We start from the raw sequence: 23,475 nt of genomic DNA on the forward strand, positions 1-23,475 counted from the left end.
CTACAATCGCGTCATAACGTCGTTGCACTTCAGACTTGAATCCGCCCCCTAAATTCCTTACTGCAAGGGTGAACGTGGTCACTTTGACCGTCGGCCTATTGCTGGGAGTTGCACATGAAACCCTCAGGAGATGTACTCATTAAAGGCTGGTCCATTCGTGACCATGCTCTGCCGTGACGGAGGCATCCAATGGAACAGTTAATGCTGTTTGGCGTGATGCCGCCAATGATCGATCCAGTGAGTCTTCTTGGGCCGGAAACGGACCCGGAACGGTTGCAGGATTGCCTCGGCTGTTGGGACGATGCTGATGCCCTGATCAGCCATCTCGATGGTCTCAAGCATGACCTCATGGACGCGGAGAGTGTTCCTATCCGAATGATGGGAAGCTGGGAACGATCTCTGATCCACGACATCAAGGACACCATCCGCGTAGTCGGTATGCGCGTTCGCGAGCTTCAATAACCCCCAAGCCCCGTTAGCCATGTGCTATGGGGCTTTTTCGTTGGCGGAAAAGCTTTTCAGCATTCGTGGCGGGGGTGGCGGTCGATATACTGGTTCACAGCCAATCGCCAGTCCCCAAGATGCTCATCCGACCACAGTCCACGCCAGGTAAACACGTCGTCAATCTCGCCTTTTCGCTGAATCGGGCGTGCAACCTCCGCTGCAAGCACTGCAATTTGAGCAATGAGTTCAAGAAAGACATGACTTTCCTGGACGAGGCGCGGCTGGAACATTTCATGGAGGTCGGGCGCCGCTTTCTGGCACAGAACGAGGGACATTTCTCCGACATCAACATGCTGATCACCGGCGGGGAAGTCACCATGCTTCCAAAAGCCGAGTTCAGGAGAATCGTCACCAGGCTCTCGGAATACTTTTCCGAGCTGCGTGCGAACTTTCCCAACACATCGCGGGTCGCCCTAGCTACGAATCTTGCCGCTCTCTCGGAGGAAAAGAGGGAACTGATGCTTGAGCTTGGCCAGGATGACGACGTCCGTCTGGAGATCGCGACAAGCTACGACCTGACCACAGACCGGTTCAGGAAGCCGATGGTCCGCAAGAAATGGGAGCAGAACCTCGAGTGGTTCAAAAAGCGTGGCATCCGCCCGACCATCTTCTGGACCCTTTGCAAGGGAGATGGCCAGAACTTCAAGCGGATCGCCGACTACCTGTTCTCTTTCGACCTTCCCGTGACTTACCTCATCACTTTGCCATTCGGCGAAGCCAGGACCAACTATGACACCATCATGCCGGCCTACGAGGATGTGCAGCGCTTTCTGATCAACTTCTACGAATATGCCTATTCACGCGGCCTTCAACACCTGTTACCGCGCAAGACGTACTACGCCTTCGACAAGATCATCAACGTGATCTTCGAACATAAGGGCTATATCTTCTTCGACGTGTTTGGTCAGGACGAAATTCTGGAGATTGAAAAGCACGGCAGACCGCCCAGCATCTTCGAGAATGAGTATTTCATGATGGCGAACGGCGATCCGCAAGCTGTTGCAGACCAGTTGAGCCGCACCTATGTCCGCTTTAGCCGAGACGAGCAGCGGTACCTGTCCAAGGTAGGGTGCTATGGCTGCCGCCACTTCGAAGCGTGCGGAGGCGGTCACCGGCTATCGAGAAAGATGTTCGACACGCCTGAAGCCTGCGCCGGCTACAAAGGTGTCTTCGAACATTTCCAGAGGCATCCGCTCCATGCCTACTGACTCATTCATCGACGAGCAGTTTGCCGATTTCACAGTCAAGGTGAACAGCCTGTGCAATGCAGAGTGCGCCCACTGTTTCCAGTATTCAAAGTCACGTCGCGAGCTGGATCTTATGGCGTTTGTAGGCATCCTCCCTGGCGTGATGCGCGCGCTGGCGGCGCTCGGCACACGGCGAGTCATGATGTCGATCGTGGGTGGAGAGCCCTGCCTGCTGACCCCGGAGAGCAAGGTAAAGCTGATACAGGTAGTGTTGCCTGCCGTGGCACGGGCTTCGCGTGACGCAGGCCTTTGTACTGAGATTACGGCCATCAGCAACCTGCTGGTAGGACCGGGCCCGGTGGAATGGCTGGCTGAACTTGGCAGGCGCTCCCACGCCCTCGGCGTGCCGCTGCAATACGCCACCAGCTATGAGACCGATACTGGCCGGTTCGATGGGAACGGAAGCGCACTGCGTTGGGAAAAGAATGTGGCCTACCTGAGACCGCGAGGTAGGCTGAGCGTGCAGGTGACCCTGACTCGCGGCGTGTGTCTGGAGGTGGAGAACATTATTGAGGAGCTGGCGCAGCAGTTCGACAGCATCGACTTTCAACCGCTCGTATCACTGCCGGGCTCCACGCCGGACTCCGACATCGTGCCCGACTATTCCGAGCTTGCAGACGCGCTTGCGGTAATCCGGCTAAAACAGGCGAGAATCGAGACTATTAACCTTCCGCTCACTGTACTGAAACCAGGTTTCTATCTCGGCGTCGACGATGACGGGACCCTCTCGACAGCTTTCAGCGAGGAGATACATTGCAACGGCAACCGAGTACCGCTTAGAAAACCAGACCTGGAATCATGGCTTCGCTGGCAACTGACCTCACAAATGCGTGATCGCATTCGTCGGCGAGTGACGTATGGTCGTTGTCGAACCTGTCCGGCTGCCCAAGACTGTACGTTTGGTTTCGAGAAGTTGGTGTCAACCTTTGAACCGCTCGCCTGTCACGGTTTTCCGGGAGCGCTGCAGGCTAGCTTGTAATCAAGCCAGTCAACCCCCTTTTCGCCCTCGGGGACGTCGATTGGGGGATAGTGGACGGTGAATCGTATGCCGCGGTCTAACATCTTCTCCCACAGGGTGTCTGCCGCGCGTTCGCCAGCTTGCGAAACGTCCTTGTCCGCGAAGACCATCAACCATTGTGTTTCGGCTGGCGGTTCGAACCCGCCTAGAAGTGTCGCGTTGATTGCCGCCCAGCAGGGAATGTCGAACAACTCTGTGACGGCCAGCGCGGTTTCGATTCCTTCGCTGATGCCGAGCACCACGGCTGACCTGGAAACGCGAATCGCTGCGCCATGCATAGTCAGGTCGTCGGGGTAGGGCAGGACTTTCTTGGCGCTTTCGACAGGGGCTTTGTGGCCGTCTTCGGTTAGATACGTTCGGTGAAGGGTGATGCGCGCGTTGTCGGGGGCCGCGACACGGGCAATCATGGCCGGGTAACGTGCCACGAATTTACCGTCCTCATCCACGTAGGGAAGGGAAGGGTGGAGCCGCAGGGCATAGATGTCTTCGGTGACTGCCAATCCGCGGCCGTTGAGGTAACGGCGAAGCACCTCGGCCTTCTCATCCATGATCGGGGCAGATTCTGCCCAGAGCTTCTTCGTGTATTCTCTCAGGTCGGCGTTGCGCTGGTCCCGCGCGGCGCGGTCAACCTGTTTGGCTGGCAACGTGACGACGGGCACCAAGACCGCCGGGCCGCCGCCGAGCACCGCGTCCACCTCGCGTAGTGCTTCGGGGAACGTCCAGCCCTTGAGCCAACGGAGGGTGGCGAACCCATCCGCCTTGGGGCCGCATGTGTTGCACACGACACCGCCCGTTTCCGCAACGTTCTTGAAGACACGAAGCCCGTCCTTGCCACCGTGGACCGGGCAGGGAAAATGCTTTTTTGGCTTGTCCAGCGCGTCATGCAATTCTGGCGCCAGGGAGCGGAGGATCTGGTCCCAGCGACCGGCAGCGCGCCGTCTTACTTCGTCTGCATCCAGGCGCTGAATTTTTGTATCCATTGCAAATCAGGAGTGGAAAATGGAAAAACCCCTAAGGCACAAGGCACAAAGGGGTTTAGTTACTTCAATCAATACGGAGGATCATCATCCGGATCGAGACCGTTGGGAGGAGACGCGGAAGCGGCTCCAGCAGCGGCAGCAGGCTCCGAGGTCGAAGCCTTCTTTCCATTCAAGGAATTCAAAAGCTGGAAGTTGCCGACCACGATTTCGGTCGTGTAGTGCTTCTCGCCATTCTTGTCGTATTCACGAGTCTGGAGTTTGCCTTCAACGAAGACGAGATCGCCTTTCTTGGCATACTGTTCGATGAATGTCGCCGGCTGGCGAAATGCAACGCAGCGATGCCATTCAGTGCTCTCTTTCTTCTCGCCGCTTTTGTCCTTGTAGGTTTCGGACGTGGCAACAGTAATGTTGGCCAACGCGTCACCAGAGGGCATATAACGGACTTCGGGATCACGGCCGAGGCGGCCGATAAGTTTCACTTCATTCAAGTTAGCCATTTTTGGGCTCCTATAGTTAGCTGTCAGATTTCCTGATCAGCACAAGAAAAGACCTCGGTATTGACGGTCTCAAACACAGCCACTTCGATACCATCGATAACAGTGACTTCCACAACTTCCAGGGTTTCGACAACCATGTCGTACTCCTTTCAGAATGCAATCACGGCTCAAAAGAGCAGCCTGGGACATCCAGGATTTCCACGTTGCAAAGGAAGTTGAGGTACACAGTCACATAAAAGCGACTTCTTCAGTCCAGCTATCAGGCCTAGTTTTTCGGCGCCTGGTTGATGCGGTTGGTTTTCGCCATTTCGGCCTTCATTGCGGCTTCTTGCGGAGACATGGGTTCCGGCAAGCCCAGTGCGTGGCGGGCTTTGTCCATCTTCTTGCCGAACTCGGTGAGCAGCTTCTGGGTATCGTGAACACTGTCGAAGGCCTGCCTCCGCTCAAGCTCGTTGCATTGCGTCACAGCGTCGACTGTCGCGGCCTTTCTCACGCATTCAGTAGTCGTATCGAGGGTATTTTTGCGCGACAGATAAACCTTGGCCTCCATCTTCCTCCGGAAATCAAGTGCGTCGAGCAGGGCCGCTTTTGCGGCGGCGAACTCGTCTTTTGCCGAGGCTTCGGCCTTGTCGGCCCTCGCGAGCGCGGGGTCCTTTTTCGCCGGAGCCTCCGCTTTCTTTACGTTGCCAGCCGATTGCGCTCCGGAAGCCGGGTCGGCGGCGAAGGCCAGCGGGGAGAAAAGCGCAAGAATCAGAGCCAGATAACGCATGTCCATAACCATTTCAGAAGTTGGGTGAAGCCATCCTAGCAAGTCACACCCTGCGAAAACGACACCAAAAATCGAAATGTTCATGAGACGGCGAACAAAACAGAATTGGCTGTTCGGCGGCCACCCCCAAATTGATATTCTTAGAGGACCATGCGCTTGGATTATTCCCCGGCGCATTAGCGCTTGAATTCAGCGGCGCCGACGACGTCCGATGCAGTGATTTGTTCGGAGAGAAAAGACGATGAAACGAGAAAACCGGTACTTTGTGATAAAGCTGACCGACGCTGCCAAATACCTGACGCAGACTCAAATTAGCGGGCTGCAAGAAATGGGGGAACAGGTCAACGAATTTCGAGCAGCTGACGGGAAGCCGCCGATGCACGGTGTATTCGTGGAGCACGATTGGCCTGAATACGAACCGACGTGGCAGGCCATCGAGCAGCGTATGGACGCGGCGCCCAACTCAGGGGCTTAACCAGTGCTCAGTACAGTCATTCTTAAGCCAACCAAATTCTGCAACGCGGACTGCGCCTATTGCTCCGCACCGCCGGATGGCCATGGCCGCTGGTCGTTCGATACGTTCAAGCGCCTGATGGATAACTTGGCCCCCCACCTGACAGAACGCGCCATGCTGCTCTGGCACGGTGGAGAACCGATGCTGATGGGACCGGACTTCTACTGGAAGGCATACGAATACGCCTCCAGCCTCAAGCCGGAGATCCATTTCGCCATGCAGACCAACATCCTGCTGTACGACAGCGCCAGGTGGAGGTCGGTCTTCGCGGACATCATGGCTGGTGCGATCTCGACAAGTTTCGACCCGGACGGCAAGCGCCGGACGCTCAAGGGAAGTGCCGAGGCCTACAACGCGCGTTTCTGGCGCAAGCTTGACGAGGTTCTGGGCGATGGTTTTGAACCCCTTGTTATTGGCACATATGACGAAGCTTCGGCGCCGTTGGCCATGCAAATGTATGAAACGTCCCTCTCATATGGGGATAGGGCTTTCGATCTCAGGGTCAATTACGCCTATCCGGCTGGCCGCTCGGCTGGGACAGGTGCCGCGATCACCCCGGAAGCCTATGCCGATACCCTGCTTGGCCTGTATGAGCGCTGGATGGCTGACGCGCCGGGCATTCTGATCACCCCACTCGACCAGATGCTCCGCAAGGTATTGGGTGAGGAAATCTCTCGTTGCCCGTGGACGAAGAGTTGCGGGGGGCGCTTCCTATCCGTCGAGCCGAATGGTGATGCCTACAACTGCGGTGAATTTTCGGACATGGGCGAGGGGTATCGTTTCGGGAACGCCTTCACCCAGCCGGTTCAGGAGCTTCTCGCGTCCGTTCCGGCCCGCATCATCCGCCGCCGCGCCTATTCGCTCCCCACCGATTGCCAATCGTGCCGCCACTATCACGAATGCGAGGGCGGCTGCTCGCGCGACTCCGCGCTCTACGGGAGCGGCGTCCTCGGCAAGTATTACTACTGCGCTTCCTGGAAGCGGGTTTTCGATCGCATCAAGGAAAGCGTCAGAACAGGCGAAGCATTCCCGCTGATGGAGAGCATTGGCCTTGGCCGGCACATTCGGAGGAATGTGGCATGAGGGCCGCCAAGGCTGATCTGCTGGCTTATGTGAAGCCGACCAACCGCTGCAACGTGGGCTGCTCCCATTGCTACTTGTCCGAGGAGGTCCGGGCAACCAAGGACAAAATGTCCAGCGATACGCTGGCCAACGTTGGTCATTTTCTGTCCGACATGGCTAGTCGGGAGAACAAGGGCCGTGTCCATGTCCTCTGGCATGGCGGTGAGCCCATGAACCTGAACCCGGATTGGTACCGCGAGGCCGGAAGTGTTCTTGACCACACGCTCGGCGCTCACGTAGAGAGCATGCAGACCTCGCTCATTCCCTTCAATTCGGACTGGATTGACCTGGTACACGAGCGCTTCGACGGCCATCTCGGATCTTCGGTCGATTTTTCCGGCCTTCGCACCATCAAGGGCTCAGGCGAGCGGTACATGTCATTTTGGCTGAAAAAGGCAGACGAGGCGCGTACGGCCGGCATTCAGATCACGCCGGGTATGGTTCCTACCCGCAACGATCTCGGAAGGGTGTTCGAAATTCTGGACTGGATGGAGGCGCATGATTTTCCTGCCTTCAACATCGACCGTTACAACCAGTTCGGAGAAAAGCAGGCTGACTGCCCGTCCAACGTGGAACATGCCAGTTTCCTCACCGAGCTTTTTGACATGGTCATGGCGAGGGTGGGCGGCCACGCGCCCCAGATCAATGTCATCGAAGCCGCGCTGGGAGGTGTGTTGAATGGCGAGCCCGGCGATCGCTGGGGAGGACACTGCCAGTCGAATTTCGTGGTTATCGAGCCGGATGGCTCGCTCAATACCTGCCCGGACCGGAGCGCATGGGAAGGTTCATTTGGGCAGGTGCAGGCAGGGCATCAGGCCTTCTCTGGTTCTTCCATGCGCCGCAAGTGGATTAGGCTTCAGGAATCCGGGCATCGAAATAATCATTGTGCCTCCTGCGAATACGCTTCATGGTGCCGGTCTGGTTGCCCCATCACTCACAACGATCCGGACGGCGAGGGGGATTGTTCTGGGTACAAGTCTTTCCTCAACCATGTGAAGGGCTACGTTTCCACGCAAGATGGCATGGCCACGGCGATACGCTACATGGGATGGAGCCGGGCATGAAGCACTTCGATCACCTGGTCTATCTGCGTATCCACGAGGGGTGCAACCTTTGGTGCGAGCACTGCTATATCCCGGCCAATCCCAAGCGGATGGGACTGGATAACATCGCGACCGTACCGAAAACCATCGCTGCCTTCGCCAAGACTGGCGACCATGTTCGTTTGCAATGGCATGGCGGTGAACCGACCCTTGTTGGCGCGGCATGGATGCGCGAAGCCATCGAGATCATCGAGGCCAACACTGACTATCGCTGGTCGCACGACATCCAGACCAACCTCATGAAATACTCCCCGGAATGGGCCGCGCTTTTTCATGAGCATTTCGACAGCCATATTGGGGTTTCTTGGGACCCGGTGATACGCATGTCCAGGAAGTCAGAGGATGGTAACGCTCGCTATGAATCCGGTTTTCGGGTCAACCTTGCGCAGGCAGTGGCAGACGGCCTTGCCGTCAGCATGACGATCACTGCGACCAAGCCATTCTTCGAGCGCTTCAGGAATCCGTTGCAGTTGTTTGCGCTGCTGGAGGATATGGGCGTGATGGAAGCCCATATTGAACGCCTGACAAAGGTCGGTCGTGCGCGCGAAACGTGGGACGCGATCGGCGTGCGCCACGCAGAATACAGCCACGGCATGAGCAGGATTCTGAGGGCCTACCAGGCCTACCTCAGAGCCGGAGGACGCGTTCGGATCTCTCCATTCGATAGCATGGTGGAAGCATTCATCAGCTCGGATGCCGGACTTGGGTGCTGGTCAGGTGCGTGCGACAGCCGGTTCCACACCATCGATGCCAACGGCTACAAGTCGGGCTGTACCGCATTGACCTCGGAGTATGACAACACCCGCTCCAAGGCAAACGTGATCCGCATCGAGAACATAGGGCGGGCAAGGGACGCGCATCGCGTCAATTGTGCGGCCTGCAACTTCAAGGCAGTTTGCTCCAGCGGCTGTCTTGCTCTGGAAGTGGAGGACGGTTCAGGCGAGTGCTCCGGCGCTTCCCGCCTTCTGGGTACCGCCCAAAACATCGCAAATCTGCAAGCCAAAGAAATGGGAGTCTGATTGATGACCACACCGACAAACATCGTTGTATCCATATCGGTCGCCATGGTGGCCACCAATGCCCTGGCGTCAATCCGCGACACCAAGATAGAAATTGCGGACGCTTCCGAAGTACCTCAGGAAGTGATGCAACGCATCGATGCTGCCGTTTCAAAACGCAATGTTCGGGAAGCCGTTGCGGACGCTTTCGGCATCATTTCCGAGAACCTGACTGAGCAGGGTGAGACGATCAAGGCCAAGTATGTGCCTGACCACATCAAGCTCGCGCTTAATCAGCCAAGCGACATCCCCGGTGCTCAGGCGGCGGGTGCTTGTTACACCAATTGTTACAAAAATTGCCACTGTAATTGCCATGGCTCAAGGGGATGGAGATAAGCATGCTGCTCAGTGAAATCATAGACAATCCATCCGCTGGCGATGGTTTTTTTCGCGAGGTGGTTGCCGACGTCGAGAGCTTTGTCCCCCCCGAGGGATTGAAGTCGATCGGCTTCCTTTATCGTGGCGGCAACGGTGATCTGGGTGAGCTGCTTCTCGACGTTATGATCGCCTACGCGATTGCCGGCGTTGAAGTCGTTCTAGAAGTCCCGGCGGAGGAAACATCGGTCGACATCCCATACCTGATTTCGGTGGCGACAAATGTTGGCTTCACCCTCTCGTTGCTTCCGCCGGTCGACGACAGCGAGGAGGCATTCCAAGCCTACCTCGTGAGCGTTGAAACCTGCACGGACGCCTATATTTCGCAGCCCAACGTGTCCAGGTATGTATATCCTGTCTCCAACTACCTCGAATACCTGTTTATCGAAGCCTGGACGGGCAACGCCCAGGTAAAGCCGAACGATGAATATGTCGCAAAGGCTTTCCTGAACCAGCTTCCCAAGGAGCGTGAGGACCGGCTCAAGGCCGCGATGCGTGAGCGCATCTACCGCTACTACGGTGGCGAGGTCGGGTTCAAGACTTTCTCGAAGGGCATGCTGTCGTCGATTTCCAGAGAGGTCGTCAATATCGCTCACGATCTTAGCGGTCCCCAGGAACAGGTTTCCCCTGCTTCATGAATCAGCCAAGCGTCCATGCCGGACGCATGATGCTGGCGCCCTGGTCACTCCGCAAACGCCTCCTTGAAAGTCGCAATGCGGAAGTAACCGGAAGGATCGGGAACTTCATGGCCAAGGCAGAGGTGCTTGCCGGATTTCACCGTTACCATCGGACGGATGTCTTGGTTGCAGGCGGCAATCCCTGGCTGAACACTTTCCTGCTCGCGTCGCTGGCACGCAAAGGCATTCGCACCTTGCTGGTGCCCACGGAATCCGACTCGGAAGACCAATGGAACTACAAGCTCATCCGTCACCCGGTATTCCGGGCCACGGTTGACCGCGTGGCGGGCATGGCGTTGTCCCCGACTGACCACGTGGAATGGGCGGATCACTACTTCGGTGTCATGGCATGCCGCATAAGCGCCGCAGAGGACCAGGCGATGGTGTTGCAGCCTGGCAAGACAATCACCGCATCCATACTGAACCCGAACGGCGCGCTTCACTTCTTTGTAAGGGATGGCAAGCCAATGGTTCAATCGTCGAATGACCCAGGCTCGCTCCACTCGCGGCGTTCGGTAGAACGTGCCTACGCTTCGGCGACAAGGCTCAAGGTCAACAAGTGCAATGGCAAGCTGCACACGGTCATTTTTGCGGACACGCTAATCCAGACCTCGCAGGTCTTTGGCATTGCAGAACCACAAACCGCGGACGCTGATGACGAGACGAACGAAGGGCGGGTCATCCGTCTTGGTTCCGCGAGGCGTCGCCTGAATAGCGTGGACGATGCCATCAAGCAGCCATTCGAAGATTTTCTGGTGGCCGGAGACATGGTGTCTCGAATGTCCATGAAGGGACTCTGAATGCGCGCACATGAAATTCAGATAGAAATAGACGATGTTGCCTCATGCCCCGGCAGCTGCGCCGGTTGCATCCTGACCAAAGACGAGCGATTGAGCCACGGCCCTATGATGTCTGAAGACATGCTCGAGCGTGTACATGGACGCGTGGCTGAATACGTTGGCACGCTTGAAGGCCTGAAAACCATCAACATCACTTACGGCATTGCCGACCACCTGATGATGCCGGATGGTTATGTGGAACGGTTGTACCGGCGTGGCGCTGATCTCGTTCTGGGTTCTGGCATCTCCGGCGGCGAGTGTGCGGTCTTTTTCACGACCTCCGTCATTGGTCGCTATGAGAAGGTTGCGCCGAAGCTGGAGCGCATCGCCGAGACCATTGTCGAAGGCGTGCCGCTTTACCCGGTCGTGGTGCTTGACCCATGCAAGCTGCAGCTCACCGAGTACGGCAAGACCTACGCCAAATCGTTTGCCCTGTCGCGCACACTCTTTGGCAAGGTCGATCTCACACTGAATCTTTCCCGCTCGGCAATACGCTCGATGACCGCGAAAGAGCTGTGCGACTTCGCTTCTGAGCATGGATTTTCCTGGCTGACGGTAAACCTCGCCCCGACCCGCCAAAACTACGAGGCCACCCTGGGTGCAAGGGCGGAGATACAAGACTGGCTCCTTGAGTTTGCAAAGGAAGCGGACGCCCGCAGCATCGCCTACAGTTACGGCCCGGTCATGCGCCGTTCTCTGGCGGCCACAACCATTAATCCAGGTGACTTCGTAATCAACGAGGTGGTGTTCGAGACCACGGCTAAATCCCTCCAGGTCGATCACCACGGCAACATCATGTTCAAGGCAGAAGCCATCGGCGACGTTTTTCACGGCGAACGATTCGGGTACAAGCCTATGGGCAACGTTGAAGACGGCCCGATCCGGCCGATGGTGGATGTGGCAAAACACAAGATTTCCAGAGCCATCGTCCAGGACCACCTAAAGGTTCCCGCCTGCCGTGACTGCCAATACCTGAATCCGTGCATGATGACGGGATTCCACACCTACAACAGGATGCTTGGCGAAATGGGCGGATGGCCAAAGGGCGATGGTTGTCCGCACGTTGCGAAGGCTTTGTTCAATCATTATGCTGCAGAAGTGGCTGCTGCCTGACACTCCACAGGAAAGCTGAAACAATGAACGATTTTTTCTGCGATGCCTTGATTGTCGGCGGCGGACCGGCAGGATATATGGCGGCCATTGGTGCCAAACAGTCCAACCCAAACCTGAATGTTGTTCTTCTGGAGCGCCACGAACAGCCCAAGCACAAGATCGGGGAAGCACTTCTTACAGGAACCATCATCGCGCTTGACCAGGCGGGCCTCACCGAGCGCATAGCCTCGGTAGGCTTTCATCGGAAGATCGGCGCCGCCTATGTCTGGGGTGAGTCCGCCGAGCCATGGTACGTGAATTACCCGCTCGACTCCGATATGCCCTATCCGGAGCAATTCCGGGACCATGAGCGTCGTTATTCCATCCATGTGCCACGCCACAAATTCGATGCCGTATTGAAAGACGAGGCTATCAAGCGCGGTGTCACCATAATTTACGAACAGGGTGAATTTATCACCGCGCGGAATCCAATGGTGAAACCGCCCAAGCATGACATCACTGTTATTTCCGTGCAAACACCGATCCGGAAGATACGCGCAGGTTATTACATTGACGCCACCGGTCAGGCGGCTGTGATGGCCAAGTCCGTGGGTATGCGCACCAGGATCGGCAGCAGCCGCGTCGGGAAATATTGCTACCTTGCGGACATCGATTGGGAAAATGCGCGGGACAACGGATTCGACATACATCGGACGAATATCTTGTCCAACGAACATGGCTGGATGTGGGTCATTCACCTTGGCGAGGCCGGAGACAATCTCACCAGCGTCGGTTTCATCAGCACGCCAGACCTGGTGAGCAAGCTCGAATTCGGCAACATCACGCAATACTTTCCCGAGCTGGGAAAATTCGGAATCAAAGACCTGAGCCCCAAGGATGTGTACGGCAAGCCGCTATCGAAATGGTATGCCCAGCCGGACTATTCCTATAAGAGTGAAGCCCTGCACGGCAAGAACTGGGCCTTGGCTGGTGATGCCTCGATGTTCATCGACCCCATTCTCTCCCAAGGCGTCACATTGGCCACGCATTACGGTTTGCTACGAGGCCGTGCGGTAGCAGCTGCGCTAGAGGGTGATGTGCGACGCCAGTATGATGTCTCCCATCACTACAAGTGCGAAGGGATCGTGCTGCAGGAAGTAATTCGTCAGTGGTACGGATCTAACCGGAACGCCGGCGACTGGAAGCTTCATGCAGCGATGCTGGCGGAGACAGTCTATTCCGAAAAGAAGGATAGTGATGACGCGTTCCGTTACATCACCAACCTTGAGAACATTCGCAAGGAATACTGGCCCTACCCCATGAGCGAACAGCGAGAAATCGACGCGCGGCTTGGCACATCCACCCTTGTTTCATGACCTATAGGCCGGTTGCCATCTGCTGGTGAACGGTTGCGCTCATCACTCCAAGAAAGCCGACGAGCAGCAGATATTGCGCAAGATACTTGTAGCGGACGACCGGAGCAACCGAGTAATACCCGGCGGGCACCTGGGTCTTCCCTGTCCATGCTGACCACACCTGCGGAAGTGCCATGATGGCGATCAGGGCGATCAGCGGGTTCGGCTGGATGAAGAACGTGCCAATCAGCGCAATGAGGCCGACGCCCCAGACCTTTGGCGAGACGATCCCAAGCACGCGCCCACCATCGAGCGGGGAAACCGGAATCAAGTTGAATAGGTTGAGGATGAAACCAGCGTAGGCAAGGGCAAGCAGCAATCCGCTTTGTCCATCAGCCAAGAGATAACAGGCAAAGGCCGCGACTGTTCCAAGCACGGGGCCGGCAATCCCTATGTAGGCTTCCGTCTCGGCATCATGCGGCTGCTCCTTGAGTTGTATCCACGCGCCGACGAAGGGAATGAAGGTGGGCAAACCAACATTGAGGCCGCGCTGCTTTGCCGTAAGGTAATGGCCCATCTCATGAAAGAAGATCAGTCCGACGAAGCCAGCTGCATACCGCCACCCGAACATCGCCCCATAGACGACGACCGACAGCAACATGCTCCCTCCGGAAAACAGGAATTTTCCGAATTTCGCCATCTTTGCAAACCCGAACAGTATTGCCAGGAGCGCTTTCAAATTACCCCCTCAGCTTGAACGCATAGTCGTACGCAGCGTTGATCTGCTTCGACTTGAGCTCCGCCAGTTCGCGCAGTTCAGGCCCCAATGAGGCCACCTTGTCAGGGTGATATTGGCGAATCTTGGCCTTGTAGGCCGATGCTATTTCTTCTTTGCCCGCGGATTCGGACACCCCAAGTATCCGGAACCAGGGTTCATCTTGCGGCGCCTGGCTCTGCGACTGGCGAGTGTTTTCCTGCGCTTCGCCTTCTGCCGAACGGGTTTCTTCGGTTTGTTCGGGGCCAGGCTTCTTGGCGGGCTTCGAGCCCATCACGCTGTTGACGATCCAAAAGCCAAGGAACAGGCCGCCAACGATTACAGCAACATCCGTTGTTGTCATTTTGCGAGCTCTGTCAGGTGGTCGTGATACGCCTTGAGCGCGTTGCTTTGCTCGGTGTCTTCCTCGTAATCCATTTCTTCATTGAGTCGTTCCTTTATCTTGGACGCGAGATCCGCAAAGCACTCCTTAGTGAAATGATGGTGGGCATACGCGACCGGATTCAGGCCCGCCGCCTTGGGTAGCGTAATCTTGCGCAGCATGTTGATGGCAAACGGTGGGCAGGCCAGCGAATCGAACGCCAAGCCGGCGAATCTCTTGTTGGAAAGCGCCAATCCAGCCCGGTTCGCGTATACAAGACCAAGGGCCAGAAGAATGGTGAGGTAAACAGCCAGCAAAGTGCCCAGGAATAACGGGCCCGTTCCACGCGTAAAGATTACGGCGGGCACAACGAGGACCATTTCGGCCAGAAGCAGCATAACTATGATGCTTAGAGGCCTGGTCAAACTGACAACCTTCAGCAGCTCGTTCGTACTTTCCTCGGCGAGCGGGGAATCATTGGGCGACCAGGCAACCCTGAACGTCGGCTTGAAGGGCGTCAAAGGATTGAGCAGGAAGAGCGCCTTGTGACGCACTCTGAGGTTGTTGTCGGGGTGCGCGAACGTCCATTTGCCGAACGACTCAGAAAAGACAACCTCGTCGTAGCGCAGGAGCATCATCGAGTCATACAAATAGAACCCGATGATGCCCAGCACAAGCAGTGCCTCGAAAGAAAGGCTCACTGGCTCTTCTTTTTACCGAACAGCGCCTTAAGCCAGGCGATGGCGCCGATGACGATGGCAAAAACAAACTTCCATGCGGCCGCCAGAAATGCACCAATAACTGCGAAAACGCCTTTCTTCGCCGCTACGGCGGCGGCGCCGCCTGCGACAAGGGCGGCCAAGCCATATTCCGCCACGTGGTCACCTTGCTTGAACTCTGAGTATTTCTCACCGGGAGCGAACTGATATCCGTCCGTCAGCATCGTCTTAAGGGTCGCTGAGGCCGTATCGAGAATCCCCGGGTCAGAAACCAGCACTACCTGCATCACGCCTGATCTGCCCAAGAGCCGGGTGTTGTAATTGATCACGTCCGAGCCAGTACTATCGTCTCGTCCAATGAACGCCCACTCGAGCAGTTTCGAATCACGGTCGTAATGGGGCTTGAACCGCCAGCCAACGATCGACATCGTCGGCCAGCCGCGACGCTTCCGTTCTTCGTTGCCCTGCTTGGTGCCTTCCCTCACCGTGTCGAGGACAGCATCAGCATCGATGGTATCGTTGTCCTTTACATAGCCGATGGGGTCAAATGAAAATAGGGAAAACCACTGCAGGTTGTCGGGTGCCAGAAGATACTCATGGCCACTCGAGACATTTTGGTTCGCTTCCATGAACTTCTTGGTGTCGGCGGCGCCAAGGAAGACATAACCGGCTGGTACTTTGATAGTCGCCTTGTCTCCAATGATTGCTTCTGAGGGCCCCCGCTGCCACGCGAGTTCAGCCAGAGGATTTGCCTCTTGCGCGTGCGACAGGCCAAAGAAAAGAAATGCCACCAACCCTAATGCAAGGCGTAAATACCACATCTGTCCTCTCCCTTTATGATTGTTGCCGTTAATTGGTATGGCTGGCACGTAGTGTACTGAGGGCGTATGGCCGAATCAATTGTGCGTCTGAACAAGCTCAATACAAATCCGCTTTCTCGAAGACGGGCTTCAGGCCCGTCATACAAACAGGCGAAGATCCTTCCATGGCCAATGCATTCGCCGTGAAGAGATGCGCGCCGCCGGCGTGCACGCACGCGGCAAGGTAGGGGCAGGCACGGCAGCTCCGGTTTCTCAGCATGGGTGCGACGGATACTTCCTTTCCGCCAAGCGGGAATCGCATCGGGTCCATGTCGCCAAGCAAGGTGAACGCGCCTCGATGTACCCTCCCAACATGGTCGACGAAGACGAGGCTTTCACTGACGGCGTCAGCCATGTCCTGGAGGGTAGACAGGCCTCCACCTGATTCCGACGCCACCAAGGCGTTCTGCGCCCTGGAAACAAGGCTGCAATCGAGCCCAAGACGAACGCTTTCTTCATAAAAGTCGGCAAACCAGCGGCCGACCTGGTCGATCGCGTTCCATCCAGCCACGCCTTCATCCACGCCGCCGACCCAAGCCACGTTCACGGGGAAGTGCCAGCCGGCCATGCGGTGGGCAAACGCACTCGGTTCGGGCAGGGTATCTGCCGACAGGTTCACGACCGCGATGTCGCCGGGAGCTTCGCTATGCGGTGACCGGCGCTGTTCCATTGCTTCGAAGAAATCGCACAGGAGCCGCCAATAGCCTTCGGAACTGAGGGCCGGGTTGATGACCACCACGAAGCGAGTCTCTAGGCCGCTTGTCTCTTCGACGCGCGCCTCGATCTCGTTGGCGCGTTCGATCTGGTCTTCCAGCCGTCCGACCAGCGAGGTGGACACTTCTAGGATGCCTCGATCAAAAGTCAGCTCATCGCGCACACGGGAGGCGAGGAAGGCGATGTCATCGACTGAGTTCTCCCGAAGCGTCAGTGTGTTGCCCCGTCCGACCCCGATGGCCAGAAACTCGCTTCGGGGCAGAAGCCTCGCCGCGGCCGTTACGGCCGCACCAAGCTGTTTCTGGTTGAGAAACGGGACATCCCGCTTTCGCTCCTCCTCGCTCAGAAGACATGCCCGGCACTTGCCGTGGCAGTTGCCGCAGTAGTCGAAGTTGAGGATCCGGCTTTCAGCCTGCATGGATGCCGTCCCAGTCGTTGTCCAAGGCATCCGTAAGGATGACATTGCGCACCGGCTCCTCGAACTCGAGGTCGTCGCGGGAAGGAGCCTCGATGGTCACGAAACGTCCGGAGTCAAGCTCAACTGTCACGGCCCAGGCATTGGTCATGTGCCTACTGAAGGAGACGCGCGTTCCCCGGATTACCGGATGAAGGTCACAGATAAAGTAGGGATGGTCTGTCCCGCGCAAGCGGCATGATTGCCCGCAGGCAGTGAGGCCCTTGCCCGTCTCGATGTAGAACCGGAACTCCCCGTCCTTGCCAAGGAGGTCGTCGTCGTCAATGACAAACGAGAGATGGCTCGCCTCATCGGCTTCCTGGCTTGAAGACCGCGTGTCGAAGCGATAGTGACTGGCAGTCGGTGCCACCACATGTACCCGGCTCAGTTTGCCATCGCGCACCCGCAACGACATGCCACGCGAGGCCGTGCCGTCTGCATGGAAATGGAGCTTTGGAACCATCTCGACGAGATCCCCGTTCCCGACCAGTCGCCCTTGGCCGTCGACATGAAGCAAGTCTTCATAGACGAAGTGCCCCAAGGCGTCCTCGATGGCAATGTGGTAACACGTATCGGCGCGGTCGAGTATGTTCACCTTCAAGGGAAGACGGAGCCATGGCCGCCTCCTGCCGAACTCACGGATTTCATGATCGGCGTAGGCATAGCGGTCGAGACCGTCATGGACCCCGAATTCCTCCGAGAGGAAGTGGGCGGCACTCGCGGCGTCGCCCGCCTGCACGGACTCGATGAATCCGCAGATCGAATCAGAGGCGTCCATGGAAGACATGCTTGTGCTCATAGTCGTGGCCGGTCGGCATCCGGGCGTTGATGGAGACCCCAAAGTAGGCAAGTGCAGGATCGAGCTCATAGGCAATCAGGTGCCGGCCAGCCGGGTACACTGTCCGCTTCTCCACAAAGCGGAAGCCGACCATTCGTTGCTCCACCACCTCGATATCCTGGTGCGACAGAGTCCACAGCAGCTGACTGCCATCCGATCTTGGCATGGCTGAACTCGTAAGCGGGGTATCCTGAAAGACCGAGAAGTCGCATGGTGCTTCAATGGCCATCGCGTGGCGGCTCCCGTCGTGCATCTCGATCATGACCTCCCGGTCTTTGCCGGAAAGGTCATATAGGCCGATTTCAACGAAGTGACGGTCATTGTCTCGAACGATGTAGAGCGGGTCGCGGTGGCTGCCAACGATCTCGACCAGGCGGGCAGTGTGGTCAATGGTCGCCGTTGAATTGCCGCATCGCACCGATTTAATCCTACGAAGGTCATGCGCTTTTCCAAAAACTGTCAGCAGACCGATGTCATGAGTCACGCGCTCGCCTACATCATGGAAGAAGGCGATGCTCCGGTGAGCCTTCAGGTCGCACTCAAACAACTGCGGCCTCCTCGTTCGTGAAAGCGCGCGGCCCGTAGCAGGTGCCGTGCTTGGAGTCATGGCCGGAGTAGAGCTTGTTGGCGATGCCGACGCCATGGAAGGAGCAAACTTCGTAGTGCTCGCAGGTGCCACAGCCGTAGGTGTCGTGCCGAAGCCAGCCGGCGTTGCGAGCCTGTAGTGACAGCAGGCGCGGTGCGCGCGGCAGGCCTTCCAGCGCATCGTCGCAGAGGTTGCCCACGGGAGCCATGCCGTTGCGCCCGTCAAGAATGAGGTCTCCGAATGGCGTGAAGATCGTGGCGTAAAGGTCGAGTCCCCGACCGATATGGAAAGCCTGGCCAACGAATGAGGCGTAGTCCCCATGGGCACAGGTCAGGCGCTTCATCTCCCGCCTATAGTGGGCTTCATGCCATGGACGGGTGGCATAGAATTCACGGGCGTACCGGATGGCCTCGTTCACGTCGAACTGGTACTGGCGCCGGAGCAGGTTGACCTGTGTTGGCGTGAAGACGATCGAGACCGGGTGGTCGCCGATGACTGACTCCAGCTGTGCAGCCAGTTCTTCGGGCACCATGCGGTTGATCATGACCTCCGACAAAAGCACTTGCACATGGTTGTGGCCATTGCTCGCCAAGGCTGATTGAACCCGCAGTGCATAGGGTTCCTTGGCCGTCAGCCGGAACGGGTCAATCGTCATGTCCAGCACCACGTCGCCGTGGCCAAGAATCATCTGAACGCTCTCGGCATAATGTTCGTCCAGCCCTTCGCTTGCCAGGGTGAGCGTGACTCCGATGGGCAGTTCATTTCTGGCGCAAGCATCGAGGTAGCCCTTCAGCATCGCATGGGGCATCAACGGCATGTCGCCGTACACCAGCACCGGACGGAACACCATGCCATGTTGGTTTCCGTGGCGTGCCAGGTGTTTCATTGCCGTCTCAAACTCACCCAGACCGACCACAGCCTCGCCATGGCGACGTTCCTCCAGCGACAGAGTGCAGCCGGTGCACGACCCCGCGCACTGGTTCATCACTTCGACTGTGACGTCCCAGGCTTTAGAACCCGAGTTCACGGAATCCCTCCACCATGTTGTTCAGGAACGAGAGGTCGCGCTGGTACTCGCGGATGACCGGCAGATAGCCGTAGCAATGTTCGCCGTCGTCCTTGTGAAAGCGCCTGAATAACGGCACGGCATGGGAGGCGCAGAAGGACTTGTAGCGACATGGCGCGCACTTCCGGTTCGTCAGGAGCTCACGGATGACTTCGTTGAGCATCCGATCGAGCGCGCCGCCATTTTCCGTGGCCATGTCGATGATGCTGTTCTGTCTGAGGTTGCCCAAGGGGGGGTAGCCAAAGTTTGAATCGAGGACATGCTGGCCCATGCTTTCCGACCAGACGAAGACGTCGAGGTTGTGGTCGATGTAGAGGCTGGTCAGGAAGATGTCGCGGGTTTTCTCTCGTACCGACTTGACAAGGAACGGGTCTGGTTCGCGCAACCTTGCTGGATCAACGTAGCCATCTTCTCCAACGGCCTCAATCTCCCGGTATTCATCCAGCAGGGTCACGGCATACTCGCCGAGCGGAATGGGGTGGATGTCGTGGCCACGGGCAACGATGCCTTTGGCGAGAACGGCGAGCCATTCAGCTTCCTCGTCCACGGTGGCCATCTGGGTCTTGTTGAAGTTGCGGGTGCGCGAGGGCGAATAGCGGCCGAACTGGATTTGTGCGCCGATGTCGCCAAAGATCGACACGCACTCGTCGAGAAAACGCTCGGCCGGATAGTCACGGATCAGGCGCTTGGTCAGGAGCAGTTCGGGATAGCCGTTCAGTCCATTTTCTCGCATTGCCAACACCGCATCACGGATGGCCTCTGGCGAATCCGCGAAGGGGTCGTAGATGATTTCGAGGAAGACGCTGCCGCCGAGAATGGACTTCATGGTGGCGAACTTCTCGATCTCCTCATTGGTGGGGGGCGCCACCGAAAACACCCGGTAGTCGGTATGCAGCATGCCGCCGAGGGCAATAAGCTCGTCGACTGGCAGCTCGGCGTGGTTACCGAAGCGGAAGGTATAGCTGTGGTGCTGCACCTGATAGCCGTTCCGGCCGAAATAGCCGCCTTCCTTGTAGTTGAGCGTCTTTTGAACCCAGTCGCTGTATTCGAGCACCCGACGGTTGATGAGCTGAAGGTCATCCCCTTTCAAGATCGGCTCGAACCGCGCGTGGTTCTTGAAGTGCTTGTCCACGATGCAGCCGGGGCAGCCGCGCGCGCACCCGTCGTAGCTGTGCACGGCGATCTGCAGGTCGTCCATGACGCCGAGGGTACTGCCGGTACGGTCAATGATGCTTGAGTGCTTCATTTACTCAATAGAGCCTGGATTGGTTGAGGACGTCGCCGGGAAGCCGATCGCGTTCGGCTTGGAGCCATTCGACGTAGCCTTTGGCCCCGAAACAGTCATCACCATTGCGGTTCTCCTTCCAGAACTCCATCAGGCAGTGGCCGCCGTGTTCGCAGCCGCCGCAGTCGGCATTGCCGTTCCGAAGCACCTGTTTTCTCAGGTAGGCGCGGCGCGCAGGCGAGGAAAGCACATCGGCAAAGTCCTGGCTCAGGATGTTCCCAAACGGCTGCATGAATTCCTGGCACCCGTTCCGGTAGTCTGGGAGCACGAAGTCGCCATTGGGCAGCAGGAACAGGGTCTGCCCGGCAATATTGGCGAGGCCGCCCTTGGCCTGCTGTGCCAGGATGAACCGCATCTGACCGATCTCCGGCGGGTTGGCACCGGTCGCTCTCAGCTTCAGCCAATGCCGGGTCAGCCTGGACATGAATTCGGAATACGCCCGCATCGTCGGGGCAAAGCGCGTATAGGCGCCACTGTCGTTCTGCTCGTTCCACATAAACGGAAGCCAGCTGGTTTCGGCGACGCCATGGTCGGTCAGGTAATCGAGGACTTGTTCCGGCCCAAACTCCAGAATTTCACGGTTCACAACGCTGATGGTGGACACCCTGAGACCGTCCAGACGCGCCCCCCGCACCGACCGTTCCCAGTGGCGGACGTAGCCAGCGCCCCGCATCGTCCAATCGAATGAAGTCTGGATCTCGCCGCCGCAGTGCTTGTGGAAAAGCGCATGCCATGATGGATCGACATTGATTAGCGAGGACAGGACCGTATGCTTGACGGTATATCCGTCACGCGCTGGGAAGGCGTCTCCGATGGTCACAACGGCGCTCTCGAAGTATTCCTGCCCCATCTCGGTTGGCTCACCGCCATACCAGTAGCAGACGATGGTCTTCTGCTTCAGGCCGCGCATCCGGTAATAGTCGGCTACCTTGCCGCAGGCCCTGCCAAGGTTCTCGACCGAAAGAATGTCCTTCGAGCGCCTCTGTTCCTTGGAAAGGTAGCAGTGTGGGCAATTCAGGGAGCAGCGCAGGCTCGGCATCATCGTGAATACGAAGTACCCGCTCTCGATGCTGAAGGATTCCAGGTTCATCATTTGCGCATCAAGAGCATGTCCAGTTCTAGCAGCGTCTGCTCGGTGAGCCCCTCAAAGTAATCGGTCATGACGAGATGGCTCGCGCCTGTGGTGGGGAACTCGTATGCCAAGTCATCCACGGCCACCCATTGCTCGATGTGGTAGCTTTCCACACAGGCAAGAATCTCGTCTTCCCTGAGCGCGCCAAGCACGCGCGGTGTGGTGCCGAGTACCCGTGGTTGCAGGTCGGGCGAAAAGAAGCCCCGCAGCTCATCAATACTCCATGTCTCGCGCCAGCTCGAGACAATGACGATTTCGACATCACGATGCTTTCTCAGCCACTCTTCGAGCAGTGGCAGCTTGCTGAACGTTCCTGTCTGGGCTCGATGCAACACCCCGTCGATGTCCAGCATCAGGACGGGGCCTTGTGGTGCACGCTGGAGTTCGCCATGGATCGTAACGGGCGATTTGTCCTGTGTGTTTTCGGGTGTGTCCTTGCCCGCGAAGAAAGCGGAAAACAGGTCAGTCAGCAGCGTCATATTCCGCCCTCCATGCCGACGAGTCCCTCCGACCAGGCGCGGACATTGGCAGGGCCGTGCCGAGCGATCGCGTCATCGATGGCCGAGAAACATGACTGCCACGTACCGCAGAGCGGGGTCTTGCCGTCGATTTGACCGGAATGTTGAATGGCCTCCATCGTGCAGCCACCACGACAGGAAACCCGCCATTGGCAGGCTTGGCAATCGGGATGAAGGTTGCCATATCGCTTTGCAATTCCTTGATGCATGCCCCAGTCGAACTCCCGGGCGAGCGCATTCCCGAGCGGCAGGAGGCCGGCATCCGCCATGTCGAGACAAACGTACAGGGAGCCGTCGGGATCAAGATTGAGGGATTCGTGCGCGCAGTTGTCGCTGAACGGGCATCCCGAGCTCTGGGTCCCGGTTCCACCGTCAACCTCGGCCAACCGCAGCAGCAAGAGCTGCATGAATGGATCCACCGATATCCGGCTGTTCATCAGCCAGGACGAACAGGCCTTCCCGAAGCTTTCGGCCATCGCGCCAGGTTCGGCGGGGGAAATTGGGCTTCCCCCATGGAAAACAGGACGCAGGCGCATCGGACGGCCAGCTTCTTCGCTTATTGCGATCTCGCTGCTGAGGTAGGGGAGGGAGTCCCGGTCCACCACCACGATCGCTGCCGGATTGAAGCTCCGGCGCTTCAGGCTGTCGAGCGAGATGCGAATCGTTTTGCGGTAGAGCTCTGCGCTGCCGTTCAGGGTTCGCTTATTGCCGAACGAATCAATGGAGGTGCTGATTCGCTTGCCGAACAGAGCCTGCAGGTTTGAAATGCGATCAGGCGGCCCGACAAGGTTGGACTGGGTTCCGTCCACAACGTGGCTGAAATAACCGGAAAAGACCTCTCGTCCAACGGTGACGATCTCGCGCAGTTGGCGTTTCGGGATCGTCAGGATTTCCCCGCCGATGTACTGGATGTGGATTTGGCCATTGCGGTGAATGCCGCCGAAGCTTGGGTTTTCCAGCAGTTCAAGAATGTATTTTGCGGACCGCCTGTATTCGCTCGCCGTCATGTATCCCTTG

Annotated in this window: 27 protein-coding genes; 12 read left to right on the forward strand and 15 right to left on the reverse strand. The window is 57.5% G+C overall.

Going from position 1 to position 23,475, the window contains the following annotated elements:
- Positions 1-189: 189 nt before the first annotated feature.
- From B059_RS0116480 to B059_RS0116490, 3 genes are all read left to right on the forward strand, one after another.
- Positions 190-462, forward strand: a complete 273-nt coding sequence (locus tag B059_RS0116480) for a hypothetical protein (protein WP_018079355.1) — start codon at positions 190-192, stop codon at positions 460-462.
- 119 nt (positions 463-581) lie between these two features.
- A complete protein-coding gene (locus B059_RS0116485) occupies positions 582-1,712 on the forward strand; it encodes a radical SAM protein (protein ID WP_272867472.1) in 1,131 nt (376 codons plus the stop codon).
- A complete protein-coding gene (locus B059_RS0116490; RefSeq protein ID WP_018079357.1) occupies positions 1,702-2,730 on the forward strand; it encodes a radical SAM protein in 1,029 nt (342 codons plus the stop codon). Before B059_RS0116485 ends, B059_RS0116490 begins: the two co-directional genes overlap by 11 nt.
- Here the strand turns inward: B059_RS0116490 and B059_RS19515 are convergent.
- The 3 genes from B059_RS19515 to B059_RS0116510 form a co-directional block, all read right to left on the reverse strand.
- A complete protein-coding gene (locus B059_RS19515) occupies positions 2,694-3,749 on the reverse strand; it encodes a DUF7146 domain-containing protein (RefSeq protein ID WP_018079358.1) in 1,056 nt (351 codons plus the stop codon). The two genes, B059_RS0116490 and B059_RS19515, sit on opposite strands and share 37 nt — an antisense overlap.
- A gap of 68 nt (positions 3,750-3,817) precedes the next feature.
- Positions 3,818-4,246 (reverse strand): single-stranded DNA-binding protein, encoded by a 429-nt coding sequence (locus B059_RS0116500; RefSeq protein WP_018079359.1) that lies wholly within the window; start codon positions 4,244-4,246, stop codon positions 3,818-3,820.
- A 265-nt stretch (positions 4,247-4,511) separates the two neighbouring features.
- Positions 4,512-5,021 (reverse strand): hypothetical protein, encoded by a 510-nt coding sequence (locus tag B059_RS0116510; protein ID WP_018079361.1) that lies wholly within the window; start codon positions 5,019-5,021, stop codon positions 4,512-4,514.
- Between the two features lie 235 nt (positions 5,022-5,256).
- On the opposite strand from B059_RS0116510, the gene B059_RS19520 reads away from it, so the two are divergent.
- The 9 genes from B059_RS19520 to B059_RS0116555 all read left to right on the forward strand — a co-directional run bounded on the left by B059_RS19520 (position 5,257) and on the right by B059_RS0116555 (position 13,171).
- Positions 5,257-5,490: a hypothetical protein gene (locus B059_RS19520; protein ID WP_018079362.1), complete on the forward strand. Its 234-nt coding sequence runs from the start codon at positions 5,257-5,259 to the stop codon at positions 5,488-5,490.
- Positions 5,491-5,493: 3 nt separating this feature from the next.
- Positions 5,494-6,612: a radical SAM protein gene (locus B059_RS0116520; protein ID WP_211206935.1), complete on the forward strand. Its 1,119-nt coding sequence runs from the start codon at positions 5,494-5,496 to the stop codon at positions 6,610-6,612.
- Entirely contained in the window at positions 6,609-7,715 is a 1,107-nt protein-coding gene (locus B059_RS19525; protein WP_018079364.1) for a radical SAM protein, read from the forward strand. Before B059_RS0116520 ends, B059_RS19525 begins: the two co-directional genes overlap by 4 nt.
- Positions 7,712-8,773 carry a radical SAM protein gene (locus tag B059_RS0116530; protein ID WP_018079365.1) on the forward strand — a complete coding sequence of 354 codons (1,062 nt, stop codon included), beginning with the start codon at positions 7,712-7,714 and terminating at the stop codon, positions 8,771-8,773. The genes B059_RS19525 and B059_RS0116530 overlap by 4 nt, the downstream gene beginning before the upstream one ends.
- A gap of 3 nt (positions 8,774-8,776) precedes the next feature.
- Complete coding sequence (locus tag B059_RS0116535; RefSeq protein WP_018079366.1) at positions 8,777-9,148, forward strand: hypothetical protein; 372 nt, start codon at positions 8,777-8,779, stop codon at positions 9,146-9,148.
- Positions 9,149-9,150: 2 nt separating this feature from the next.
- Positions 9,151-9,825, forward strand: a complete 675-nt coding sequence (locus B059_RS0116540) for a hypothetical protein (protein WP_018079367.1) — start codon at positions 9,151-9,153, stop codon at positions 9,823-9,825.
- Positions 9,826-9,932: 107 nt separating this feature from the next.
- Positions 9,933-10,664: a hypothetical protein gene (locus B059_RS0116545; protein WP_157273786.1), complete on the forward strand. Its 732-nt coding sequence runs from the start codon at positions 9,933-9,935 to the stop codon at positions 10,662-10,664.
- The gene (locus tag B059_RS0116550; RefSeq protein ID WP_157273787.1) at positions 10,665-11,816 is read left to right on the forward strand and encodes a hypothetical protein; all 1,152 of its coding nucleotides are present in this window, start codon (positions 10,665-10,667) and stop codon (positions 11,814-11,816) included.
- A 23-nt stretch (positions 11,817-11,839) separates the two neighbouring features.
- On the forward strand, positions 11,840-13,171 hold the full coding sequence (locus B059_RS0116555; RefSeq protein WP_018079370.1) for an NAD(P)/FAD-dependent oxidoreductase: 1,332 nt from the start codon (positions 11,840-11,842) through the stop codon (positions 13,169-13,171).
- A 1-nt stretch (position 13,172) separates the two neighbouring features.
- Here the strand turns inward: B059_RS0116555 and B059_RS0116560 are convergent, their stop codons facing one another.
- The 12 genes from B059_RS0116560 to B059_RS0116615 form a co-directional block, all read right to left on the reverse strand.
- Positions 13,173-13,889, reverse strand: a complete 717-nt coding sequence (locus B059_RS0116560) for a site-2 protease family protein (protein WP_018079371.1) — start codon at positions 13,887-13,889, stop codon at positions 13,173-13,175.
- 1 nt (position 13,890) lies between these two features.
- Entirely contained in the window at positions 13,891-14,268 is a 378-nt protein-coding gene (locus B059_RS19530) for a J domain-containing protein (RefSeq protein WP_018079372.1), read from the reverse strand.
- Positions 14,265-14,987, reverse strand: a complete 723-nt coding sequence (locus B059_RS0116570) for a hypothetical protein (protein WP_018079373.1) — start codon at positions 14,985-14,987, stop codon at positions 14,265-14,267. The genes B059_RS19530 and B059_RS0116570 overlap by 4 nt, the downstream gene beginning before the upstream one ends.
- The gene (locus tag B059_RS19535; RefSeq protein ID WP_018079374.1) at positions 14,984-15,826 is read right to left on the reverse strand and encodes a DUF2167 domain-containing protein; all 843 of its coding nucleotides are present in this window, start codon (positions 15,824-15,826) and stop codon (positions 14,984-14,986) included. The genes B059_RS0116570 and B059_RS19535 overlap by 4 nt, the downstream gene beginning before the upstream one ends.
- Before the next feature lie 97 nt (positions 15,827-15,923).
- Positions 15,924-16,997: a hypothetical protein gene (locus B059_RS0116580; RefSeq protein WP_018079375.1), complete on the reverse strand. Its 1,074-nt coding sequence runs from the start codon at positions 16,995-16,997 to the stop codon at positions 15,924-15,926.
- On the reverse strand, positions 16,987-17,811 hold the full coding sequence (locus B059_RS0116585) for a hypothetical protein (RefSeq protein WP_018079376.1): 825 nt from the start codon (positions 17,809-17,811) through the stop codon (positions 16,987-16,989). The genes B059_RS0116580 and B059_RS0116585 overlap by 11 nt, the downstream gene beginning before the upstream one ends.
- Entirely contained in the window at positions 17,798-18,418 is a 621-nt protein-coding gene (locus B059_RS0116590) for a hypothetical protein (RefSeq protein WP_018079377.1), read from the reverse strand. Before B059_RS0116590 ends, B059_RS0116585 begins: the two co-directional genes overlap by 14 nt.
- A complete protein-coding gene (locus B059_RS0116595; protein ID WP_157273788.1) occupies positions 18,411-19,484 on the reverse strand; it encodes a hypothetical protein in 1,074 nt (357 codons plus the stop codon). The genes B059_RS0116590 and B059_RS0116595 overlap by 8 nt, the downstream gene beginning before the upstream one ends.
- A complete protein-coding gene (locus B059_RS0116600; RefSeq protein WP_157273789.1) occupies positions 19,468-20,721 on the reverse strand; it encodes a hypothetical protein in 1,254 nt (417 codons plus the stop codon). Before B059_RS0116600 ends, B059_RS0116595 begins: the two co-directional genes overlap by 17 nt.
- Before the next feature lie 52 nt (positions 20,722-20,773).
- Entirely contained in the window at positions 20,774-21,901 is a 1,128-nt protein-coding gene (locus B059_RS0116605) for a radical SAM protein (RefSeq protein ID WP_018079380.1), read from the reverse strand.
- Complete coding sequence (locus B059_RS0116610) at positions 21,898-22,419, reverse strand: HAD domain-containing protein (RefSeq protein WP_018079381.1); 522 nt, start codon at positions 22,417-22,419, stop codon at positions 21,898-21,900. The genes B059_RS0116605 and B059_RS0116610 overlap by 4 nt, the downstream gene beginning before the upstream one ends.
- On the reverse strand, positions 22,416-23,465 hold the full coding sequence (locus B059_RS0116615) for an SPASM domain-containing protein (protein WP_026177609.1): 1,050 nt from the start codon (positions 23,463-23,465) through the stop codon (positions 22,416-22,418). The genes B059_RS0116610 and B059_RS0116615 overlap by 4 nt, the downstream gene beginning before the upstream one ends.
- Between the last annotated feature and the right edge of the window lie 10 nt (positions 23,466-23,475).

Source organism: Thiobacillus denitrificans DSM 12475, from assembly GCF_000376425.1.
GTDB lineage: Bacteria > Pseudomonadota > Gammaproteobacteria > Burkholderiales > Thiobacillaceae > Thiobacillus > Thiobacillus denitrificans.